The sequence below is a fragment of the Pantoea nemavictus genome (genome assembly GCF_037479095.1).
GTDB classification, from domain to species: domain Bacteria; phylum Pseudomonadota; class Gammaproteobacteria; order Enterobacterales; family Enterobacteriaceae; genus Pantoea; species Pantoea nemavictus.
In genome coordinates this window covers 807108-823902 of sequence record NZ_JBBGZW010000002.1, presented here as the reverse complement: position 1 = coordinate 823902, position 16795 = coordinate 807108, and the positions used below count along the sequence as shown (strand labels likewise).

Annotated in this window: 15 protein-coding genes; 5 read left to right on the top strand and 10 right to left on the bottom strand. The window is 56.4% G+C overall.

Annotated elements, in window-relative coordinates; all coding sequences use genetic code 11:
• Window positions 1-16: 16 nt before the first annotated feature.
• Window positions 17-997: a TIM barrel protein gene (locus WH298_RS23385; protein ID WP_049852831.1), complete on the bottom strand. Its 981-nt coding sequence runs from the start codon at window positions 995-997 to the stop codon at window positions 17-19.
• 274 nt (window positions 998-1271) lie between these two features.
• Between WH298_RS23385 and WH298_RS23380 the strand changes: the two genes are divergently transcribed.
• From WH298_RS23380 to WH298_RS23370, 3 genes are read left to right on the top strand one after another with little or no spacing between them, the layout of a single operon-like run.
• Entirely contained in the window at window positions 1272-2033 is a 762-nt protein-coding gene (locus tag WH298_RS23380; RefSeq protein ID WP_180824245.1) for an alpha/beta hydrolase, read from the top strand.
• 23 nt (window positions 2034-2056) lie between these two features.
• On the top strand, window positions 2057-2731 hold the full coding sequence (locus WH298_RS23375) for a heavy metal response regulator transcription factor (protein ID WP_009128303.1): 675 nt from the start codon (window positions 2057-2059) through the stop codon (window positions 2729-2731).
• Window positions 2728-4089, top strand: a complete 1362-nt coding sequence (locus WH298_RS23370) for a heavy metal sensor histidine kinase (RefSeq protein ID WP_180824244.1) — start codon at window positions 2728-2730, stop codon at window positions 4087-4089. The genes WH298_RS23375 and WH298_RS23370 overlap by 4 nt, the downstream gene beginning before the upstream one ends.
• 61 nt (window positions 4090-4150) lie before the next feature.
• On the opposite strand, the gene nfsB is transcribed toward WH298_RS23370, so the two are convergent.
• Together nfsB and WH298_RS23360 are read right to left on the bottom strand one after the other, a co-directional pair.
• Entirely contained in the window at window positions 4151-4804 is a 654-nt protein-coding gene (gene nfsB / locus WH298_RS23365) for an oxygen-insensitive NAD(P)H nitroreductase (protein ID WP_180824243.1), read from the bottom strand.
• A gap of 119 nt (window positions 4805-4923) precedes the next feature.
• Window positions 4924-5925 carry a zinc-binding alcohol dehydrogenase family protein gene (locus WH298_RS23360; protein WP_180824242.1) on the bottom strand — a complete coding sequence of 334 codons (1002 nt, stop codon included), beginning with the start codon at window positions 5923-5925 and terminating at the stop codon, window positions 4924-4926.
• Between the two features lie 142 nt (window positions 5926-6067).
• Here WH298_RS23360 and WH298_RS23355 point away from each other — a divergent pair, with 142 nt between their 5' ends.
• Window positions 6068-6976: a LysR family transcriptional regulator gene (locus WH298_RS23355; protein WP_180824241.1), complete on the top strand. Its 909-nt coding sequence runs from the start codon at window positions 6068-6070 to the stop codon at window positions 6974-6976.
• A 44-nt stretch (window positions 6977-7020) separates the two neighbouring features.
• On the opposite strand, the gene WH298_RS23350 is transcribed toward WH298_RS23355, so the two are convergent.
• Window positions 7021-8529: a glucosyltransferase domain-containing protein gene (locus WH298_RS23350; protein WP_180824240.1), complete on the bottom strand. Its 1509-nt coding sequence runs from the start codon at window positions 8527-8529 to the stop codon at window positions 7021-7023.
• Between the two features lie 121 nt (window positions 8530-8650).
• Here WH298_RS23350 and WH298_RS23345 point away from each other — a divergent pair, with 121 nt between their 5' ends.
• A complete protein-coding gene (locus tag WH298_RS23345; RefSeq protein ID WP_180824239.1) occupies window positions 8651-8884 on the top strand; it encodes a hypothetical protein in 234 nt (77 codons plus the stop codon).
• Between the two features lie 131 nt (window positions 8885-9015).
• Here the strand turns inward: WH298_RS23345 and WH298_RS23340 are convergent, their stop codons facing one another.
• The 6 genes from WH298_RS23340 to WH298_RS23315 form a co-directional block, all read right to left on the bottom strand.
• The gene (locus tag WH298_RS23340) at window positions 9016-10287 is read right to left on the bottom strand and encodes a Glu/Leu/Phe/Val family dehydrogenase (RefSeq protein WP_180824238.1); all 1272 of its coding nucleotides are present in this window, start codon (window positions 10285-10287) and stop codon (window positions 9016-9018) included.
• A 98-nt stretch (window positions 10288-10385) separates the two neighbouring features.
• Window positions 10386-11006 (bottom strand): TetR/AcrR family transcriptional regulator, encoded by a 621-nt coding sequence (locus tag WH298_RS23335; RefSeq protein ID WP_082204297.1) that lies wholly within the window; start codon window positions 11004-11006, stop codon window positions 10386-10388.
• Between the two features lie 30 nt (window positions 11007-11036).
• Window positions 11037-12188, bottom strand: coding sequence for a pyridoxal phosphate-dependent aminotransferase (locus WH298_RS23330; protein WP_180824237.1), 1152 nt, complete (start codon window positions 12186-12188; stop codon window positions 11037-11039).
• Between the two features lie 8 nt (window positions 12189-12196).
• A complete protein-coding gene (locus tag WH298_RS23325) occupies window positions 12197-13006 on the bottom strand; it encodes an SDR family oxidoreductase (RefSeq protein ID WP_180824236.1) in 810 nt (269 codons plus the stop codon).
• Window positions 13007-13009: 3 nt separating this feature from the next.
• A complete protein-coding gene (locus WH298_RS23320; RefSeq protein WP_180824235.1) occupies window positions 13010-14692 on the bottom strand; it encodes a hydantoinase B/oxoprolinase family protein in 1683 nt (560 codons plus the stop codon).
• Window positions 14692-16779: a hydantoinase/oxoprolinase family protein gene (locus WH298_RS23315; protein WP_180824234.1), complete on the bottom strand. Its 2088-nt coding sequence runs from the start codon at window positions 16777-16779 to the stop codon at window positions 14692-14694. Before WH298_RS23315 ends, WH298_RS23320 begins: the two co-directional genes overlap by 1 nt.
• Between the last annotated feature and the right edge of the window lie 16 nt (window positions 16780-16795).

Here is a 16795-nt window from a genome sequence, read left to right as displayed (position 1 = left end):
GGTGTTGTTGGTTTGCTTAACGGGCAAGCATGATGTCATTGACAATTTGTTGCGATGCCACCGCATCCTGACGGCTGATGGCTTCATCCAGCGCCGGATTATTATTGAGTTTCTCGCACAGTTTCAGCAGGCGAGTCACCGTCGCGATATTGATTTCCGCTTCACGAATCGGATCCAGACCGCTGGCATCCGGGAAGGTATCGAAGTAGTACGCGCCCTGATAACCGTCGCGCTGCATCTGCCAGAGGAATTCCAGCGTGGCGCGCGGATTCACCGAACCGGCCATCAAACCGTCATCGCGTTTGCCCCAGCCGTCGTTAAGATCCAGACCCAGCAGGCGCGAACGGCGCGCAACCATCGCGGCGGCAAAGGCGGGGATTTCGTTAGCAAACAACACGTGGGCGAAATCCAGCGTAATGCCGAGGTTGGCGCAACCGGCCTCTTCCACCGCCAGCAGACACGTAGTGGCGTTCGGGAAGATGCTGTAGGCGCGTGGCTCGTTGGGTTTGTATTCGATGCTGACGTCGATATCTGGCGCATATTCCGCAACTTCGCGTACCGCGCTCACCGCGTCTTCCCACATCTTTTTGTAGTCAGCCTGGAAGCAGTAATCGAAGCCGTCCTGCCCCATCCACAATGTCATTAAACGTGAACCGAATTCGCGACCGGCGTCGATACCGCGCTTAGTCAGTTCGATAGCTTCGCGACGAATCTTCGCATCCGGGTTGGTAAAGGCACCGATTTTGAACTGCGGCGCATCCCAACGCATCTGCATGCCGTTGACGGCTAAACCGGCATCGTCAATCGCCTGGCGCATGGTGTGGATATCCGTGGTGATGTGCTGCGGATAGTTGAGGTCCAAATGCGTGAGCCCCTGCACTTTTCCTGCACGCGCAATCATCTGTAAAACAGAAGGTTTTCCCTGAAGATCTGGCCAGTAAAGGTGCGCCCCAGAGGCGAAAGAGTTCAAACGTGTAGCAAACTTTAATTCGGACATGAGGAAGGATCCTTGATGACGGTTGTAATGTACTTTCCGTCTTCACGATTATTTGTGAAGTTATGGGATAAATTACACTCAGTTTGTCTTTTGGCAAGCAGTGACGCTTTGGAACTATTCAAAATGCGAGGATGTTCACGAAATTTTTGATCGATTGCGCGGGATCGACATATGCGTTTTGGTCGATGTCATTCTTTTGTCATAACTCGCTCACCCTGCTGTCAGCGCCTGTTCCCTATCCTGTAGGCCAACCTTCGCAATCAGGATTAACCAAATGAAAATGAACAAACTGACTCTCGCAGCGAGCATGCTGCTGGCTATCGCAGGCGGCGCGGCTCAGGCTCAGGCGCAGCCGGTGAACAACATTGTGCTGGTGCACGGCGCGTTTGTCGGCGGTGCCGGCTGGCGTCCGGTGTACGATCGTTTAACGCATGATGGCTACAAAGTGACGCTGGTGCAGGAGCCGCTGACGGGCTTTCCGCAAGATGTGACGGCGACGCGACGCATTATCGATCAGCAAAACGGGCCAGTGATTTTGGTCGGCCACAGCTACGGCGGCGCCATCATCAGCGAAGCCGGTAACGACAATAAAGTTGCGGGCCTGGTTTATATCGCTGCCCACGCGCTGGACAACGGCGAGACGGAAGCCAGTAATGGCAAAAAATTCCCTAACAGTGCGCATCCGTTCGCGAAATCGAGTGATGATTATCTGACTATCGCCCCCGAAAATTACCACGGCGATTTCGCTGCCGATTTACCGGCTGCCCAGGCCGATTTTGAAGCCCACGCACAGATGCCAACTAACGCGGCGGTGTTCACCGCCAACATTCCTCATCCGGCGTGGAAGACCAAGCCTAGCTGGTACATGGTGGCGAAAGCTGACAAAATCATCAGTCCCGATCTGGAGCGCATGTATGCCAAACGTGCGCACAGCCACACGGTGGAAATTGCCGGTGCCAGCCACTCGGTCTATCAATCGCATCCTGATGATGTCGCGAAATTGATAGAACAAGCCGCGCTGCACGCGCAGCCCTGAAACTTTGTCCCGCGGAGCAGCGCATGAAAATTTTGGTGATTGAAGATGAAGCCAAAGCGCGCGATTACATGCGCAAAGGATTGACGGAAGCGGGATTTATCGTCGATGTGGCGGATAACGGTCAGGATGGCTTGTTCTATGCGCAGGAGCATCATTACGATTTGATTTTACTCGACGTAATGATGCCCGGTATGGATGGCTGGCAGGTGATGGCGGCGCTGGATAAACAGACGCATACGCCGGTGATTTTCCTCACCGCCAAAAGCACGCTGGAAGATCGGATCAAAGGGCTGGAGCTGGGCGCGGATGATTATCTGGTTAAACCCTTCTCGTTTGCCGAGCTGCTGGCGCGCGTGCGCACGCAGCTGCGGCGCGGCGGTCAGCAGAAGCTGCCGGATATTCTGCGGCTTGCCGATTTGCAGCTCGATTTCTTAAAGCGGCGCGTCGAGCGTGGTGGCCAGCGCATCGATCTCACCAATAAAGAGTTCAACCTGCTGCACCTGTTCATGCTGCATCCGGGCGAAGTGCTGACGCGTACTTTAATTGCTTCGCGCGTGTGGGACATGAATTTTGATAGCGACACCAACGTGGTGGATGTGGCGGTGAAACGCCTGCGGCAGAAAATTGATGGCCCGTTTGCTCAGCCGCTGATTCATACCGTGCACGGCGTGGGTTATCGCTGCGAAGCCGAATCATGAAGCAACGTTCACTCGCCGCACGCCTGTCGCTGCTGCTGAGTGCGACGGTGATAGTGATTTTTTCCCTCAGCGGCCTCGCGCTCTATCACTCGCTGGCGACGCAAATTGGCGTGCGCGACGATGCGGCGCTGCTCAATCGTATCGATCAGATTCGCACCCTGCTGCGCGATGAAGATGCCGTGACGCTGATTCAGCAGAAGCCGCGCTTGTTTGCCAACATGCTCGGCAATACCGAGTCGCTATTGGTGCTGCGCTTTCCCGGCCAGCCGCCGCTGATCGTGGTCAATCCCGGCCAACGCCCGATCCCCACGATTACGCCGGTAGCGGCCGATCAACCCTTATCGCTTGCGTCGGTGCATCATCTCGCCGCCGCTGACGGTACGCCGTTTATCTCGGCTGCGGCGCTAACGCCCACGCGCGATGGCAGCGGAGAGATTGAAATCATCACCGGCCGCCTGATGAGCGATCGTACGCAAACGCTGAACAGCTATCGCGATCAAATCATCCTCACCACCGCGCTGGCGGCATTGCTGGTGGCAGCGATCAGCATTTGGCTGGTGCGGCGCGGCCTAATTCCGCTGCGGCGTTTGGCGGCGCAGGCGGATGCGATTGATGCACGCCACTTGTCGCAGCGCATGCCCGAGCGGGCGCCTGCAGAACTGCAGCCGCTGGTCGCTGCGTTTAACCAAATGCTCAGCCGCCTCGAAAGCGGCTATCAGCAGTTAAGCCAGGTCTCAGCGGATATGGCGCACGACCTGCGCACGCCCATCGGCACCTTGATCGGCCAAACCGAAGTGGCGCTCAGCCAGACGCGCAGCGTCAGCGACTATCAGGCGCTGCTCGGCTCCAATTATGAGGAGCTGGAACGTCTGGCGAAGATGATCGACAACATGCTGTTTCTGGCGAAGGCGGAAGATGCCAGCCAGGCGATGGATGTGCAAAACATCGATTTGGCGCTGCTGGGTGAGAAGTTGCAGGCGTACTTTGACGGCATGGCGGAAGAGCAGGCAATGCGGCTGGAGATGACGCTGTGCGGCGAACTGCGCGCCGATCCCCAGCTGTTGCAGCGCGCGCTGGCGAACCTGATGGCCAATGCGCTGCGCTATGGCGATGGCGATAGCACCATCCGGATTTTTAATCACGGCAGCAGCCTGATGGTGGAAAATCACGGTCCAGCGCTCAGTGCCGAACAGCAGGCGCGCATCTTTGATCGTTTCTGGCGTGCCGATACATCGCGTCATCAGGGCAGCAGCGGATTGGGATTATCGATTGTGCGCAGCATTATGCGCCTGCATCAGGGAAGCTGCGAGGTGCACAGCGAGCATGGCGTGACCCGCTTTACGCTGCGATTTCCTTAGCGTAAGAGCGGCCATCGAAAGGGGGCGCAGCAATGCGCACCCTACGACAGGCAATCCGGCGTCAAATGAAGGTAAAAATCTCTTCACGCGGCAAGCGTGATTTTGGTAACGCGGCGTTGAAATCATCTTCGCTGCGGTAACCCAGCGACACCAGCACCACGCTGGTAAAGCCCTTCTCGCGCAGGCCGAGCGCCTGATCTAACGCGCGCGGATCAAATCCTTCCATTGGCGTGGCATCAATGCCCAACATCGCCGCGCCCAGCAGCAAACCACCCAGCGCCAGGTAAACCTGTTTTTCCATCCACTGCGGCACATCGCGCTGCTCGTAACGATGCATATCCACGTAGCTGCGGCGGCTCTTATCCTGCCCCGCTTTGCCTTCCGGCTTAGCGAATCGACCGTCAGCCTCTTCCTGCGCCAGCACATTTTGCAGATGCGTTTCATCCAGATCGGTACGCATGCACAGCGCGATAACGTGCGACGCGTTCAGCACTTTCGGGCTGTTATAGACGAACGCGCCGTCAGTGGATTTTGCCATCTGCTCGCGACCAGCAGCCGTTGATGCCACGACAAAGTGCCACGGCTGCGAATTTACCGAAGACGGGCTGTTGCGCAGAACGTTCAGCAAGGTATCAATTTCGTCCTGCGGTAAATTTTTGCCGCCCGCAAAGGCTTTTACGGTGTGACGACGGGCAACGGCATCATTGAGTGTCATGTCAGATTCCTTGTTTTCGGATCAATAAAATTCTGGTGTCGACATTGCGCGATAAATCGCGCCGCTACAGCAGCGTGCAGTTATCTGTAGCGGCGCAATTTATTGCGCATGGTTAAAGCTTAAAACCCGCTCAGCACAATCTTGCCGCGCGCGCGTCCGCTCTCGATCAGCGCGTGGGCTTTACGTAAATTAGCGGCATTAATCGTGCCGTGATGTTCTCCCGCCGTGGTTTGCAGGGTTTTGTCATCAATCAACTGGCTGATGCGCTGCAGAATTTCATGCTGACGCTGCATATCGGCGGTGTGGAACAGCGAGCGGGTAAACATCAACTCCCAGTGCAGCGAAATGGCTTTACGCTTCAGCGGTACCGCATCCAGCGTTTCTGGATCGTCAATTAACGCCAGTTTGCCCTGCGGGGCGATAGCATCAATCAGCTGCGGGAAATAGCTGTCGGTATGGGTGAGCGAGGCGACATAGCGCATCTCCGGGTGGCCAATCGCTGCCAGCTGCTCGCCCAGCGGACGGTGATGATCAATCACATGATGCGCGCCCAGTGAACGTACCCAATCGGCGGTTTCCGGGCGCGAGGCGGTACCAATCACCGTCAGTTTAGTGAGTTTGCTGGCGAGCTGAGTCAGCATCGAACCAACGCCGCCGCCTGCGCCGATAATCAGCAGTGCCGCGTTGTCTTCGGCCTGCACTTCCAGACGATCAAACAGCAACTCCCAGGCCGTAAGCGAGGTCAGCGGCAGCGCGGCCGCATCCGCTTCGTTCAGCGAACGTGGTTTGTGCCCGGCGATGCGTTCATCCACCAGCCCATATTCGGCATAGCTGCCCGCGCGCGTGATATCACCAGCGTAAAACACGGCATCGCCCGGCTGGAACAGCGTAACGTCGCTGCCAATCGCCTCCACCACACCCACCGCATCCCAGCCCAGAATGCGCGGCTTATCGGTGGGCGCACCGGCGCGCACTTTGGTATCCACTGGATTCACCGCAATCGCGTGAATTTTTACCAGCAGATCGCGTGCGCCGGGTACCGGCTTCTCTACATCGAGTTCATACAGCGCATTTTCATCAGAAATCGGTAAACCGTTTTGGCTATAAACGATGGCTTTCATTGGACAGATCCTTATTCATCAGCAGGTTTCGTTAATTGAACTCAGCATAGCGGGCTGCAGCGTATTGAAAAATGCCAGTTGCAGGTGAACACTTTCACTCTTAGAGTGAAAATCCCTGCTGACTACCCTGGCTAGAAAGAAGATGATCCGACTGGAAGATGTCACCCTATTTGTGCGTTCTGCCGCGTTAGGCAGCTTCTCGCGCGCGGCGCGTGAGGTGAATTTGTTACCTGGGCAGGTCAGCGCGGCGATTCAGCGCCTGGAGCGGGAGTTAGATCGTCGCTTGTTTGCCCGTTCCACGCGCAGCCTGCGCCTGACCGCTGAAGGAGAAAAATACCTGCCCTATGCGCAGGAGATGCTGGCGCTGATGCATGCGGGCGCCGACAGCCTGCAAAACGATGAGGACGCCCTGAGCGGCGAACTGAAAATCGCCCTGCCATCCGATATTGGTCGCAACATCTTGCTGCCGCTGATCACCGACTTTTGTCGTCAACACCCTGCGCTCGCGGTGCGTCTCTCTTTCTCCGACCAAATCAGCGATGTGTTTCGCGATCCGGTGGATATTGCTATTCGCTACGGCAAGCTGGAGGACAGCAGTTACGTCGCGCTGCCGCTGGCCGAGGACAATCGCCGCGTGATGGTGGCATCGCCGGATTATCTCGATCGCCATGGACGCCCAGAAAAATTGGAAGATATCGCGCAATACCATCACTGTTTGCTGTTCATCATGGGCGGCCATGTTTATGACAAATGGACCTTTCCGCAGGAGGGCATGCGCCGCCAGCTCACGGTGAAAAGCCGCATGCAGTGTGATGACGCCGAAGTGGCTCGCCGCTGGGCAATGGCGGGCATGGGTATCGCCTATAAATCCTGGATTGATGTGTGTGAGGATGTGCTGGCAGGAAGGTTGGAGATTGTCATGCCGGAGATGCCGGGTGAAAGTACCCCGCTGCATCTGATCTGCCCACACCGTAAACAGTTTTCTCCAGCGATTCGCGCGCTGCATGAGGTGTTGCGCCAGCCTCTCCGTGCCTTAACGGCGAAGCTATGAGTTGACTCGTCCTCTCATCATCCGTACATCACCGATGAGATCGCCTATTGAATATACTTTGTCACCACCCCACCTGATTTTCTGAAATCGATAACCAGCACGTTATTATCTTTAAACGCGTCATAATCAGGCCCCTGAGAATGGTATTCCCGCGGCTTAATCATTCTCATCTCATCGCTGGCCTCCACGGTTTTTAGTGATAAGTTGACTTGCCACATCATTGCCTGCCAAATCCAGGGTTCTGACTCACCCAGCATTTTCATCCGAATATGGTTGATGATCGGGAAATTACGAATATTAATTCTTACGTCGGGTGCATCATTTAACTGTCCAATAAAGGCGACTGAGTCAATGGCCTGCGCAGGAAAAGAGGAGAAATCCATTTTAATTTGGTTCATCACACTCATTTGATACCGCTGATCGTTGACCACCGTATTGAAACACACCAGCATTAACACCAAATGGTAGCACAGCAGAATAAGGCTCGAACCTGCTAACAGTTTTATGCCGCGAGGAAATGCCAGCGTGCCCACATAAAAACAGAATAATAATGTAATACTCCACGCCATTAACATGCGCGGCGCAAACAGAGGCATCGCTAGCGCCAGTGATAAACCTGGCACCGCCAACACAGCGATAAAAAACGCAGGCAACAATAGCCATTTACCCGACCTTGCATGACGTTGCTCAGAACGGATTTTAGAGCTGATAATCAGTGTACTGATCAACGCTATCACAATCGGTAGCACTACCAACACCAGCGCAGCCGCAGGATAGGCGTTAAGAAAGAATTCACTGTAACGTTTTATGCTGGTCTGAATCACCGCCAATGATTCGAGATTAAGTGGCAATAACGAGAAATGTTTGGAGGTATACCAATCCATTTTGACCGGTAATAAATAGCTGATAAATAATTTATAGGCCAGGACCGCAATCAGCAAAGCCGCAACTTTACTCATCAGCCATTGCCATACCGGTTGATGGTGATAGACGCGAAAAAAGATAATTAACGCGATGCAGGCGATGTAAATATTCAGGCCGGATTGATAGAGCGTTTGAACCAGCAATAATAACAGCACACAGCAGGTAATCGCTTTATAGCGGCGGGTTCCCTCTATTTGACTTGCCATCATCGCGCAGGAAATAGAGACCAGCATCGTTAGGCTGTCATAAGAGTAGAGCATCACCTGCGTTAAAAAAGGATTCAGAACAATGAACAGCGGAGGAATTAATGCCCAATAGCCATCGAGCCGAATTTGCAGCCTCTCGGTAAACACAACGCTGGCAATACTTAACGCCAGCAATCCTATAATAAGGTTTAGCGGCGAGATATCACTGACGCTCTGCCCGAATGAGAGTATGGATTGCATAATCCAGGTCGCCGGTCTGCCGTTGGTTAACCAGGTTTCCGTACTGCCATTCAGCACCCGATAGAGATCATCGCGGTAATAAATTTTACTGCTCCAAAGCGGGAGTGTTGCCAGTAAAGCTAACGCCATGGTGAAAACCATTTTATTCATGCGGCTGACGATAAAGGCATCATTGGCAGGCATTTCCACTCCGAATCAGTTGATTGATGGGCAAAATTTTACGCGGGTCACTCAGTCAATATAGAAGGAAACGCTTAAGTCATTGAGACTATTCTCGTACCTTGCGCCAACTCTGTGAGCGTCGATGCAAAGTTGTAATGCGCAATTGCGCATAGCTTATGCAAACATGCGTTTTGGTTTAGCCAGAGCCGCGCTTTATGATTTTGAAATCATAAACTTTCAAGGATTTTCCATGCGCGCCCTGACCTCGCGAATAATCGTGTCACTCACTCTTGCTGCTGCCTTTTATAACGCCAAGCTGCTGCCGAAACCGATCAATGCCCAGGAGGTTGGCACCTGGCAGCCGTCAGCACATTAATTAGATATTGCTGGCTCTGTAGCGGCGATCTGACGCTGGGAGTCATAATGTCAGGCGGCGAACACGTCGATTTAATTGTGTAATGCGCAAAACGCATTGAAGGGGCATCAAACTGATGCCCCTTCACATCCTTACGGATACAACCCACGCTCTTTGCGTGCTGTCAGAATCCGTTCACACGCCACCGCATAGGCAGCCGTTCTTAAGGTTGCGCCAATTTCCTGTGATTTTTCCCACACCGCCAGCAGCGCTTGTTCCATGATGCGGTCCAGCCGGGCGTTGATCTCATCCTCGCTCCAGAAAAAGCTGGAGAAGTCCTGTACCCATTCGAAATAACTCACGGTTACGCCACCGGCGTTACAAATCACATCGGGAACCACGATGATGTTTCGCTCGCGCAAAATGTCATCCGCGGTGGGTAAGGTTGGACCATTTGCTCCTTCAAGGACCAGGCGGCAGACCAGCTTTCTGGCACGATCGGCGGTAATTTGTCCTTCTAGCGCCGCCGGGATCAGAATGTCATAGCCTTGCTCCCAGAAGGCTTCGTGGCTGATGGCGGTGGCGCCGCTAAAACCGGCAATGCAGCCCTTCTGCTGTTGCCAGGCGACCAGCGCAGAAATATTGATACCATTCGCGTTGTAGAGCGTGGCGCTGTGATCCTGCACGCTGACCACTCTCGCTCCGGCCTCACTGAACAACTCGGCGGCGACGCTGCCGACGTTCCCCAATCCTTGCACCGCCACGCGGCAGTTTTCCAGTGACAGCCCGATGCGTTGCGCCATGGCTCTGCCGGTGATAAATACGCCGCGCCCGGTCGCTTTCACACGCCCCAGTGAACCGCCGAGATGGATAGGTTTGCCGGTGACCACGCCGGTGCAGGTGGTGCCGACATTCATCGACCAGGTATCCATCATCCACGCCATCACTTGCGGATTGGTACCGACGTCTGGCGCCGGAATATCCTGCTGCGGTCCAATAATAGTGCCGATTTCACTGGTATAGCGGCGCGTCAGCCTTTCCAGTTCTTTATGTGACAGCTCGCGCGGGTCGACACGAATGCCGCCTTTTGCGCCGCCAAACGGTAGATTGAGTGCGGCGCACTTCACCGTCATCCATGCTGACAGCGCCATCACCTCTTCCAGCGTGACATCTGGATGATAGCGCACGCCGCCTTTGCCGGGGCCGCGTGAGAGATTGTGTTGTACCCGATAACCTTCGAAATGACGCACGCTGCCATCATCCATTTCTAATGGAATATCAACGATTAATGCCCGCTTCGGGTGACGCAGCGTGTCGGCCCAGCGCGCCAGCTCTCCAAGATGTGGCAGCACGCGCTCAACCTGCGCCAGGTAGGTCGCCCACGCGGAATTGTTATCTGCTGAAACATACGAAAGTACACTCATCATTTCACCTTATTGCCGGATGCAGGGCGCACGATGGCCTCACAGGGCGATGTGATAGTTAGATGTTGCTGAGAAATGGCCGCGCGAGGCGGCCTGGATTATTTGCTGCGGCTGGCTTCGACGGTAAACTCATTCGCGGTAGCGAAGCCGCGTAAACCGCCAACCAGAACCGACATCAGCTGGGTTCCCACCTGTTTTTCCGTCAGTCCTACCGTGTCCAGCAAATCAAAAATTTCACGTGGATCGAAAAGGATATTCCACAGGAACACCGCCTTATCGCCGATATCTGGCAGTTCCATCTCTTCCATCGCTTCGCGTAGCGCGGGTCGCAGCGCGTCAGCCTGTACTAGCAGGTATTCCGCGCCTTCCCATAAGCGTTCCAGATAGCCGCGCCGATTACGCATCGGCACCATCGCCGCACCGCGCTCACGTACCAGCTTGATCCAGTAACGGCTGACTTTTTCCAGCTTCAGTAAACCGCTGCAGGATTGTTCCAGACTGTAATCCAACAGCAGTTGTCCCACGTCCTGACGATAAGCATTCAGCACCTCTTCTACCGACGTAAACTGACGATAGGCGGTAGCCACGGAGACGCCAGCTTCTGAGGCGATTTCCGTCATGCTTATCGGGGTTTCGGAGCGCTCGAACAAGCGGGCAGCTGCCTGAATCAGGTTCTTGCGGTTTCTTTCGGTATCACTGCGCATCGGTTTTCCCGTCATGGTGGGTGTGCTTCCTCAAACTTGCTGATGTTACTTGAAACTGGCCAGGCCGCGCTTCAAACGGCGCACACCTTCAATGATGGCTTCACTGCTGGCAGCGTAAGAGAGGCGTAAATGCCCTTCGCCCGCCGCGCCAAACTCACTGCCAGGCCGCACCGCGATGCCTTGTTCGCGTAGCAGCGATACCATATCAATCGCCGGAATCGACAACGAATAAGCCGGGAAGCAGTAAAACGCGCCTTCTGGTTCATTCAGTTTTAGCTCTGGAATGGCCGATAATCCTTCCATCATCAGCACGCGACGCTGGCGGTAGACATCATACATACGTTTTACGTCATCTTTACACTGCGTCAGCGCCACCAGCGCCGCACGCTGCACCGCGCTGTTCACCGATCCGTTCACCGTATTGTGCACGCGCGCCGCAGCGGCGATCATCTCCGCTGGCCCCGCCAGATATCCCACGCGCCAGCCGGTCATCGCGTAGCTTTTAGAGAAAGTCTGACAGAACAGCGTGCGTCCGGCAAAAGCGGCAATGTGCAGCACCGAAGTAAACGGACGATCGGTAAACACCAGATCGCTATAGGCTTCATCGGCAATTACCAGCGTATCGTGCTTATTCACCAGTTGGCCGAGCGCGTCAATTTCCGCGCGGCTGTGCACAATGCCGGTGGGATTGCCGGGATTGCAGAACACGAACAGTTTCGCGCCGTCGAGCGCGTGGTCCAACCGATCCAAATCCCAGTGCAAATCAGCCCGGCACGGCATTGGCACGCAGATGCCGCCGGCCATATTTACTAAATCCGCGTACAGCGAATAGGTGGGATCGGGGATCACCACGCGGTCGCCAGGATTGACGATGGAGAGAATCGCCGCCGCCAGACCGGCGGTGCCGCCGTGGGTGACAAGGATCTCACCGGCTTTCACCGCTTTGCCGCTCTGTGCTGACACCTCATCCGCCAGCGCGCTACACAGTGCTTTGTCACCGAGCAACGGCGCGTAATGGGTATATCCCGCCTGCAGTGCTTCCACCGCCGCCTGCACAATCCGCGGCGGCGTGTCGAAATCCGGTTCGCCCATCGCCAGTGAAACCATATCGCCGCTGGACGCGGGTTGCTGCACCCGCAGCGAAGTGCGCTCTACGCGTAACACCGCCTCGGCGGCTTTAAACATTTGGCTCGACATAAGGTGTCCTATTCAGGTTTTTCACGTTCGGCCTGGCACATTGCCGGGGCATTTTTCCAGCGGCTGATCTCGAGATCGCCGGAGAGATCGCGCAGGAAAGTCGGCGCGACAATCAACTCTTCCACCACCGTACGTGCCGGCAAACTGGCACACAGCAGAATGGCTTCAGCCACATCTTCCGGCTGCACCATGCCATCGCGAACTGCCTGATCCGGTGGATTGGCGCGGTTATCCATAATCGGCGTGTTCACCTCTCCAGGCAGAATGCAGGTTGAGCGAATGCCGTCATTGCGAAAGGTGTTGTGCAGATAGGTCATGAAGTTACGCACCGCCGCCTTCGCCGCGCCGTATGCCGCGCCGCCCAGCAGATTAGGCCGCAGCGCAGCGAGCGAGGAGACGGTGATGATGGTGCCGTCCTTGCGCGCTAACATCTCCGGCAGCAGCGCCTGCGTCAGCAGGAACACCGCTTTCATATTGACGTCCTGTACCTGATCCCACTCCTCTTCGGCAATCCAGCGCGCGTTCAGGGTTTTGCTGGCGCTACCGGCATTGTTGACCAGAATATCGACGCGTCCCAATTCGGCAATCGCCCACGCCACCAGCGCTTCAACCTCGGTTTTTTGCGCGATGTCTGCGGCATAAGCGCATACCGTGCCGCCCTGCGCCTGCAAGCTTGCTGCGACCTCGTCCAGCACCGACTGGCGACGACCCACTAACACCACCTGGGCGCCACGTGCGGCAAATCCCGCCGCGGCTGCTTTGCCAATGCCGCTGCCAGCACCGGTAATCAGCACTACTTTTCCCGTTAACGAATCCATGCTTTAACTCCTTTTAGCTTCATTCAGGTTCACGCCATAATCACGCAACGCGCCTGCTTCAGTGATGTAACCTTCCTGTACGTCCCACAAAATGGCCTTAAGATCGCGTTCGGCCACCGGCATCTTGCCGCCGCCACCTGGCATTTGAATGGTGACTTCATCGCCAGGTAACACATCATGGCGGCCGACCGGTTTCGCCAGCGATTCGCCGTTAATTGCCACAAAGTTAGGCGCACCCGCCGCCGCGCCCAAAACGCCTTCTGCCGCGTGTTTTTGTCGCGAATAGAACATGCTGTGCGAAAGCGGATATTTACTGGTATTACGAATCACCATGCGTTGCGCCACGCCGCCACGATAGCGACCGGCACCGCCGGAATCGGGAACGATGGATTTCTGCAGGAACAGCAGCGGTGTGGCAGATTCAATCAGTTCCACCGGTGTGGAGGACATGTTGCCGGGAAAGCCGGTGACAATGCCGTCTGCGGCAGGGCGTGCGCCGGTACCGCCGTTCACGCACAGGCTTTCAACAAACCGCCGCCCGTCATCAAACTGCCCGGCGAACACATCGCAGGTCACCGGCGCACTGCCGGAGTGGCCCATCACGCGATCCGGCATGATCTCCGCTAGCGCAGTAAAAATCGCCGCGTGCGCCATATGCCCAACACGGTTGCGCATCTCGACCGCACAAGGTGGACGCGCATTGGCAATCGAGCCTTCCGGCGCGGTGACGGTGATGGATTTGAAGCAGCCTTCGTTATTCGGCAGATGCGGCTCCAGCAGGCACTTCAGCGGATAAACGCTGTAGGCATAGGTGAACGACATAGGACAGTTGCTGCCAAACAGCGATTCCGCGGAGGAGCCGGCGTAGTCGATAGTGATGTTGCTCCCCTCAACAATTACCGCCACGTTGAGATGGATATCCCCTTCATAGTCACCAATATCGACCGCCGCTTCATAGCGCCCATCCGGCACCGCCTCAATCGCTTTACGCATGGCGATTTCAGTCAGCGAGTGGATTTTTTCCGCCAGCGGCGTAACGGATTCCAGCTGCAGGTCATCCATCAAACCCAGCAGACCGTTGGCACCTATCTGATTAGCCGCCAGCATGGCGTGCAGATCGCCCTCAACCTGATCCGGCGAGCGCACGTTGGCAAGGAACAGATCCAGCAGTTGCTGATTAACCTCACCCGCAATCATCAATTTGCTTGGTGGGATGAGGAAGCCCTCTTCGAACATGTCGCGCGACGATCCCATATTCAGCGAGCCGCCAATGTCCGACATGTGCGCCGCTGCGCCGGTAAACGCCACCAGCTTGCCCGCGCGGAACACCGGCGTAACCACCGTCACGTCATTGAGATGGCCGGTGCCGAGCCAGGGATCGTTGGTGATCAGCGCATCACCGGGTTTTAGCGTCTCCGCCGGGAACTTTGCCAACAGATGGCGCACCGTGGCGGGTAGCGTGCCAATAAACACCGGGACGCTGGTTTTCGGTTGGGCCAGCGAACTGCCGCTGGCGTCCATCAGCAGGCAGGAGTAATCGCCAACTTCGCGGATAATGCTGGAAAACGCCATATTGACCAGCGTGGCCGCCGCTTCTTCCGAGATACTGACCAGCCGATCCCATGTAATGCGCAGACTAATGGGATCGTCGAGAAAACGCAGATGATCGGGGTTTGTCGCACTCATCAGTTCAGCTCCATCAAAATATTGCCTTGTGGGTCCAGCTGCGCTGACGCGCCAGGACCGACATAAATCGCGCACTCTTTTTCCTGCAGCAGCGCCGGGCCGTGAATCGCTTCACCGGTTACCAGCAAGCTGCGCGGGATCACGCGGCAGGCGCTAAAGCCCTGCTCGCGCCCCAGATACACCTGCAAGCTTTTCTCACGCGCTTCGGGTTCAGCGTGGCGCAATCGATCGCTGGTATTCAGCGTCGGCGGCGTGGTCTGCACGCGGCCACGCCAGTTCACCACTTCCACCCCTTGTCCCGGCAAGGTGCGACCAAAGCGCGCCAGGTGCGCCGCTTCAAAGGTATCAATTAAGGCGGTTACATCGCCTTGGGTGAGGAAGGTTTCCGGCAGCGTCACGGTCAGTTCCGAGCCTTGACCGACATAGCGCACCCCCGCGAGTTTCTGCTGAAGCGCGCTGTTGGGATCGGCGTTAGCCGCCGCCAGCGTAGTGATCGCTTCGTCAAAACCTTCGGCAAACAACGCCGCGATGCGTTTGACATCAATGCCCGGCTGCAGGCGGCAGCGATCGCTGCGTACGAAGTCGGCGCTTGGCGGTGCGGTTAGTAAACCGAAGGCGGAGTAAACGCCCGCACCATTGGGGAAATAGACGCGCTTGACGCTCAGCTGTTTTGCCAGCGACCAGGCGTGGCTCGGGCCTGCGCCGCCGAACGCCAGCATGGTCATCTGTGCTGGACTCACGTTTTTCTCAACGCAATGGGTGCGCAGTGCCTCGGACATTTTGCTATTGGCGACTTCGTGAATGCCCCAGGCGGCATCTTCAATGCTCAATCCGAGCGGCTCGGCCACGCGGCGTATTGCCTGACGCGCCGCCGCGACATCCAGCGGCATGCGCCCGCCGAGGAACGCATCGGGATCGAGCAAGCCCAGCACCAGGTTGGCGTCAGTGACGGTTGGCCGTTCGCCGCCGCGCGCGTAGCAGGCCGGCCCCGGCCAGGCGCTGGCACTTTCCGGACCGATTTCCAGCAACCCGAGTGAATCGACGCGGGCGATACTGCCGCCGCCGGCACCAATCTCAATCATGTCCACCACCGGCAGCTTGACCGGCAACCCGCTGCCTTTCAGCAAGCGATCCGCACGCCCGACTTCATAATCAATGGTGATGGAGGGTTGGCCATCTCGCACCACACAGGCTTTGGCCGTGGTGCCGCCCATATCAAACGCCAGCACCTGCGGCTGGGCGTTTTTCCGGGCAAAGGCGGCAGTGGCGACAATACCGCCCGCCGGACCAGATTCGATGATGCGCGTGGGATAATCAGCGGCAACCTGCGGTGCCATTAACCCCCCGTTCGATCCCATCACCAGCCAGTCGCAGACGAAGCCGCCCTCACGCAGTTTGTTCTCCAGACGCGCCATGTAGCGTCGCGCTTTGGGCTGAACAAACGCATTCATGGCGGTTAATACGCCGCGGTCGTATTCGCGGATTTCACGCGACACTTTGTGCGAAACCGAGATCGACACACCGGGCAGTTCGCGGCTGAAAATAGCCTCGATTTGATTCTCATGATCCGGCCAGGCATAGGCATGCATACACAGCACGGCAACCGCTTCATAGCCTTTGTCGCGCAGCTCTGCGGCCAGCTGCACTACTTCGGCTTCGTCGAGCGGCGTAATTACCGCGCCGCGCGCCGTCACGCGTTCGCTAATTTCATATGACTGCGAACGCGGCAGTAACGGCTGTGCCGGTGCACCGTTCAGGTCGTAGATGTCATAACGATACTCACGCCCCAGCACCAGCACGTCTCGGAAACCGCGCGTGACCACCAAGGCGGTCTTCGCGCCCCGTCGTTCCAGCAGCGCATTGATAGCCAGCGTGGTGCCATGGGTGATGGTATGGATGTCGTTGGCTTTAAGCCCGGCCATTTCCACCAGCTGAGTTAAGCCGGTGTAGGCACCTTCCGAAGGATCCTCCGGCGTGGTGAGGGTTTTATGCCGCAGCGCTTCGCCAGAGATATCATTCAACAGCACCAGATCGGTAAAGGTGCCGCCAATATCAAACCCTATCCGCCAGGGTGACGCGTTTTTCATAGTGACCTCGAAATCC

What these genes read in the sequence shown, in the direction of transcription:
- WH298_RS23385 (WP_049852831.1), bottom strand. Translation starts at nt 997, where the DNA reads ATGTCCGAATTAAAGTTTGCTACACGTTTGAACTCTTTCGCCTCTGGG.
- WH298_RS23380 (WP_180824245.1), top strand. Translation starts at nt 1,272, where the DNA reads ATGAAAATGAACAAACTGACTCTCGCAGCGAGCATGCTGCTGGCTATC.
- WH298_RS23375 (WP_009128303.1), top strand. Translation starts at nt 2,057, where the DNA reads ATGAAAATTTTGGTGATTGAAGATGAAGCCAAAGCGCGCGATTACATG.
- WH298_RS23370 (WP_180824244.1), top strand. Translation starts at nt 2,728, where the DNA reads ATGAAGCAACGTTCACTCGCCGCACGCCTGTCGCTGCTGCTGAGTGCG.
- nfsB (WP_180824243.1), bottom strand. Translation starts at nt 4,804, where the DNA reads ATGACACTCAATGATGCCGTTGCCCGTCGTCACACCGTAAAAGCCTTT.
- WH298_RS23360 (WP_180824242.1), bottom strand. Translation starts at nt 5,925, where the DNA reads ATGAAAGCCATCGTTTATAGCCAAAACGGTTTACCGATTTCTGATGAA.
- WH298_RS23355 (WP_180824241.1), top strand. Translation starts at nt 6,068, where the DNA reads ATGATCCGACTGGAAGATGTCACCCTATTTGTGCGTTCTGCCGCGTTA.
- WH298_RS23350 (WP_180824240.1), bottom strand. Translation starts at nt 8,529, where the DNA reads ATGCCTGCCAATGATGCCTTTATCGTCAGCCGCATGAATAAAATGGTT.
- WH298_RS23345 (WP_180824239.1), top strand. Translation starts at nt 8,651, where the DNA reads ATGCAAAGTTGTAATGCGCAATTGCGCATAGCTTATGCAAACATGCGT.
- WH298_RS23340 (WP_180824238.1), bottom strand. Translation starts at nt 10,287, where the DNA reads ATGAGTGTACTTTCGTATGTTTCAGCAGATAACAATTCCGCGTGGGCG.
- WH298_RS23335 (WP_082204297.1), bottom strand. Translation starts at nt 11,006, where the DNA reads ATGACGGGAAAACCGATGCGCAGTGATACCGAAAGAAACCGCAAGAAC.
- WH298_RS23330 (WP_180824237.1), bottom strand. Translation starts at nt 12,188, where the DNA reads ATGTCGAGCCAAATGTTTAAAGCCGCCGAGGCGGTGTTACGCGTAGAG.
- WH298_RS23325 (WP_180824236.1), bottom strand. Translation starts at nt 13,006, where the DNA reads ATGGATTCGTTAACGGGAAAAGTAGTGCTGATTACCGGTGCTGGCAGC.
- WH298_RS23320 (WP_180824235.1), bottom strand. Translation starts at nt 14,692, where the DNA reads ATGAGTGCGACAAACCCCGATCATCTGCGTTTTCTCGACGATCCCATT.
- WH298_RS23315 (WP_180824234.1), bottom strand. Translation starts at nt 16,779, where the DNA reads ATGAAAAACGCGTCACCCTGGCGGATAGGGTTTGATATTGGCGGCACC.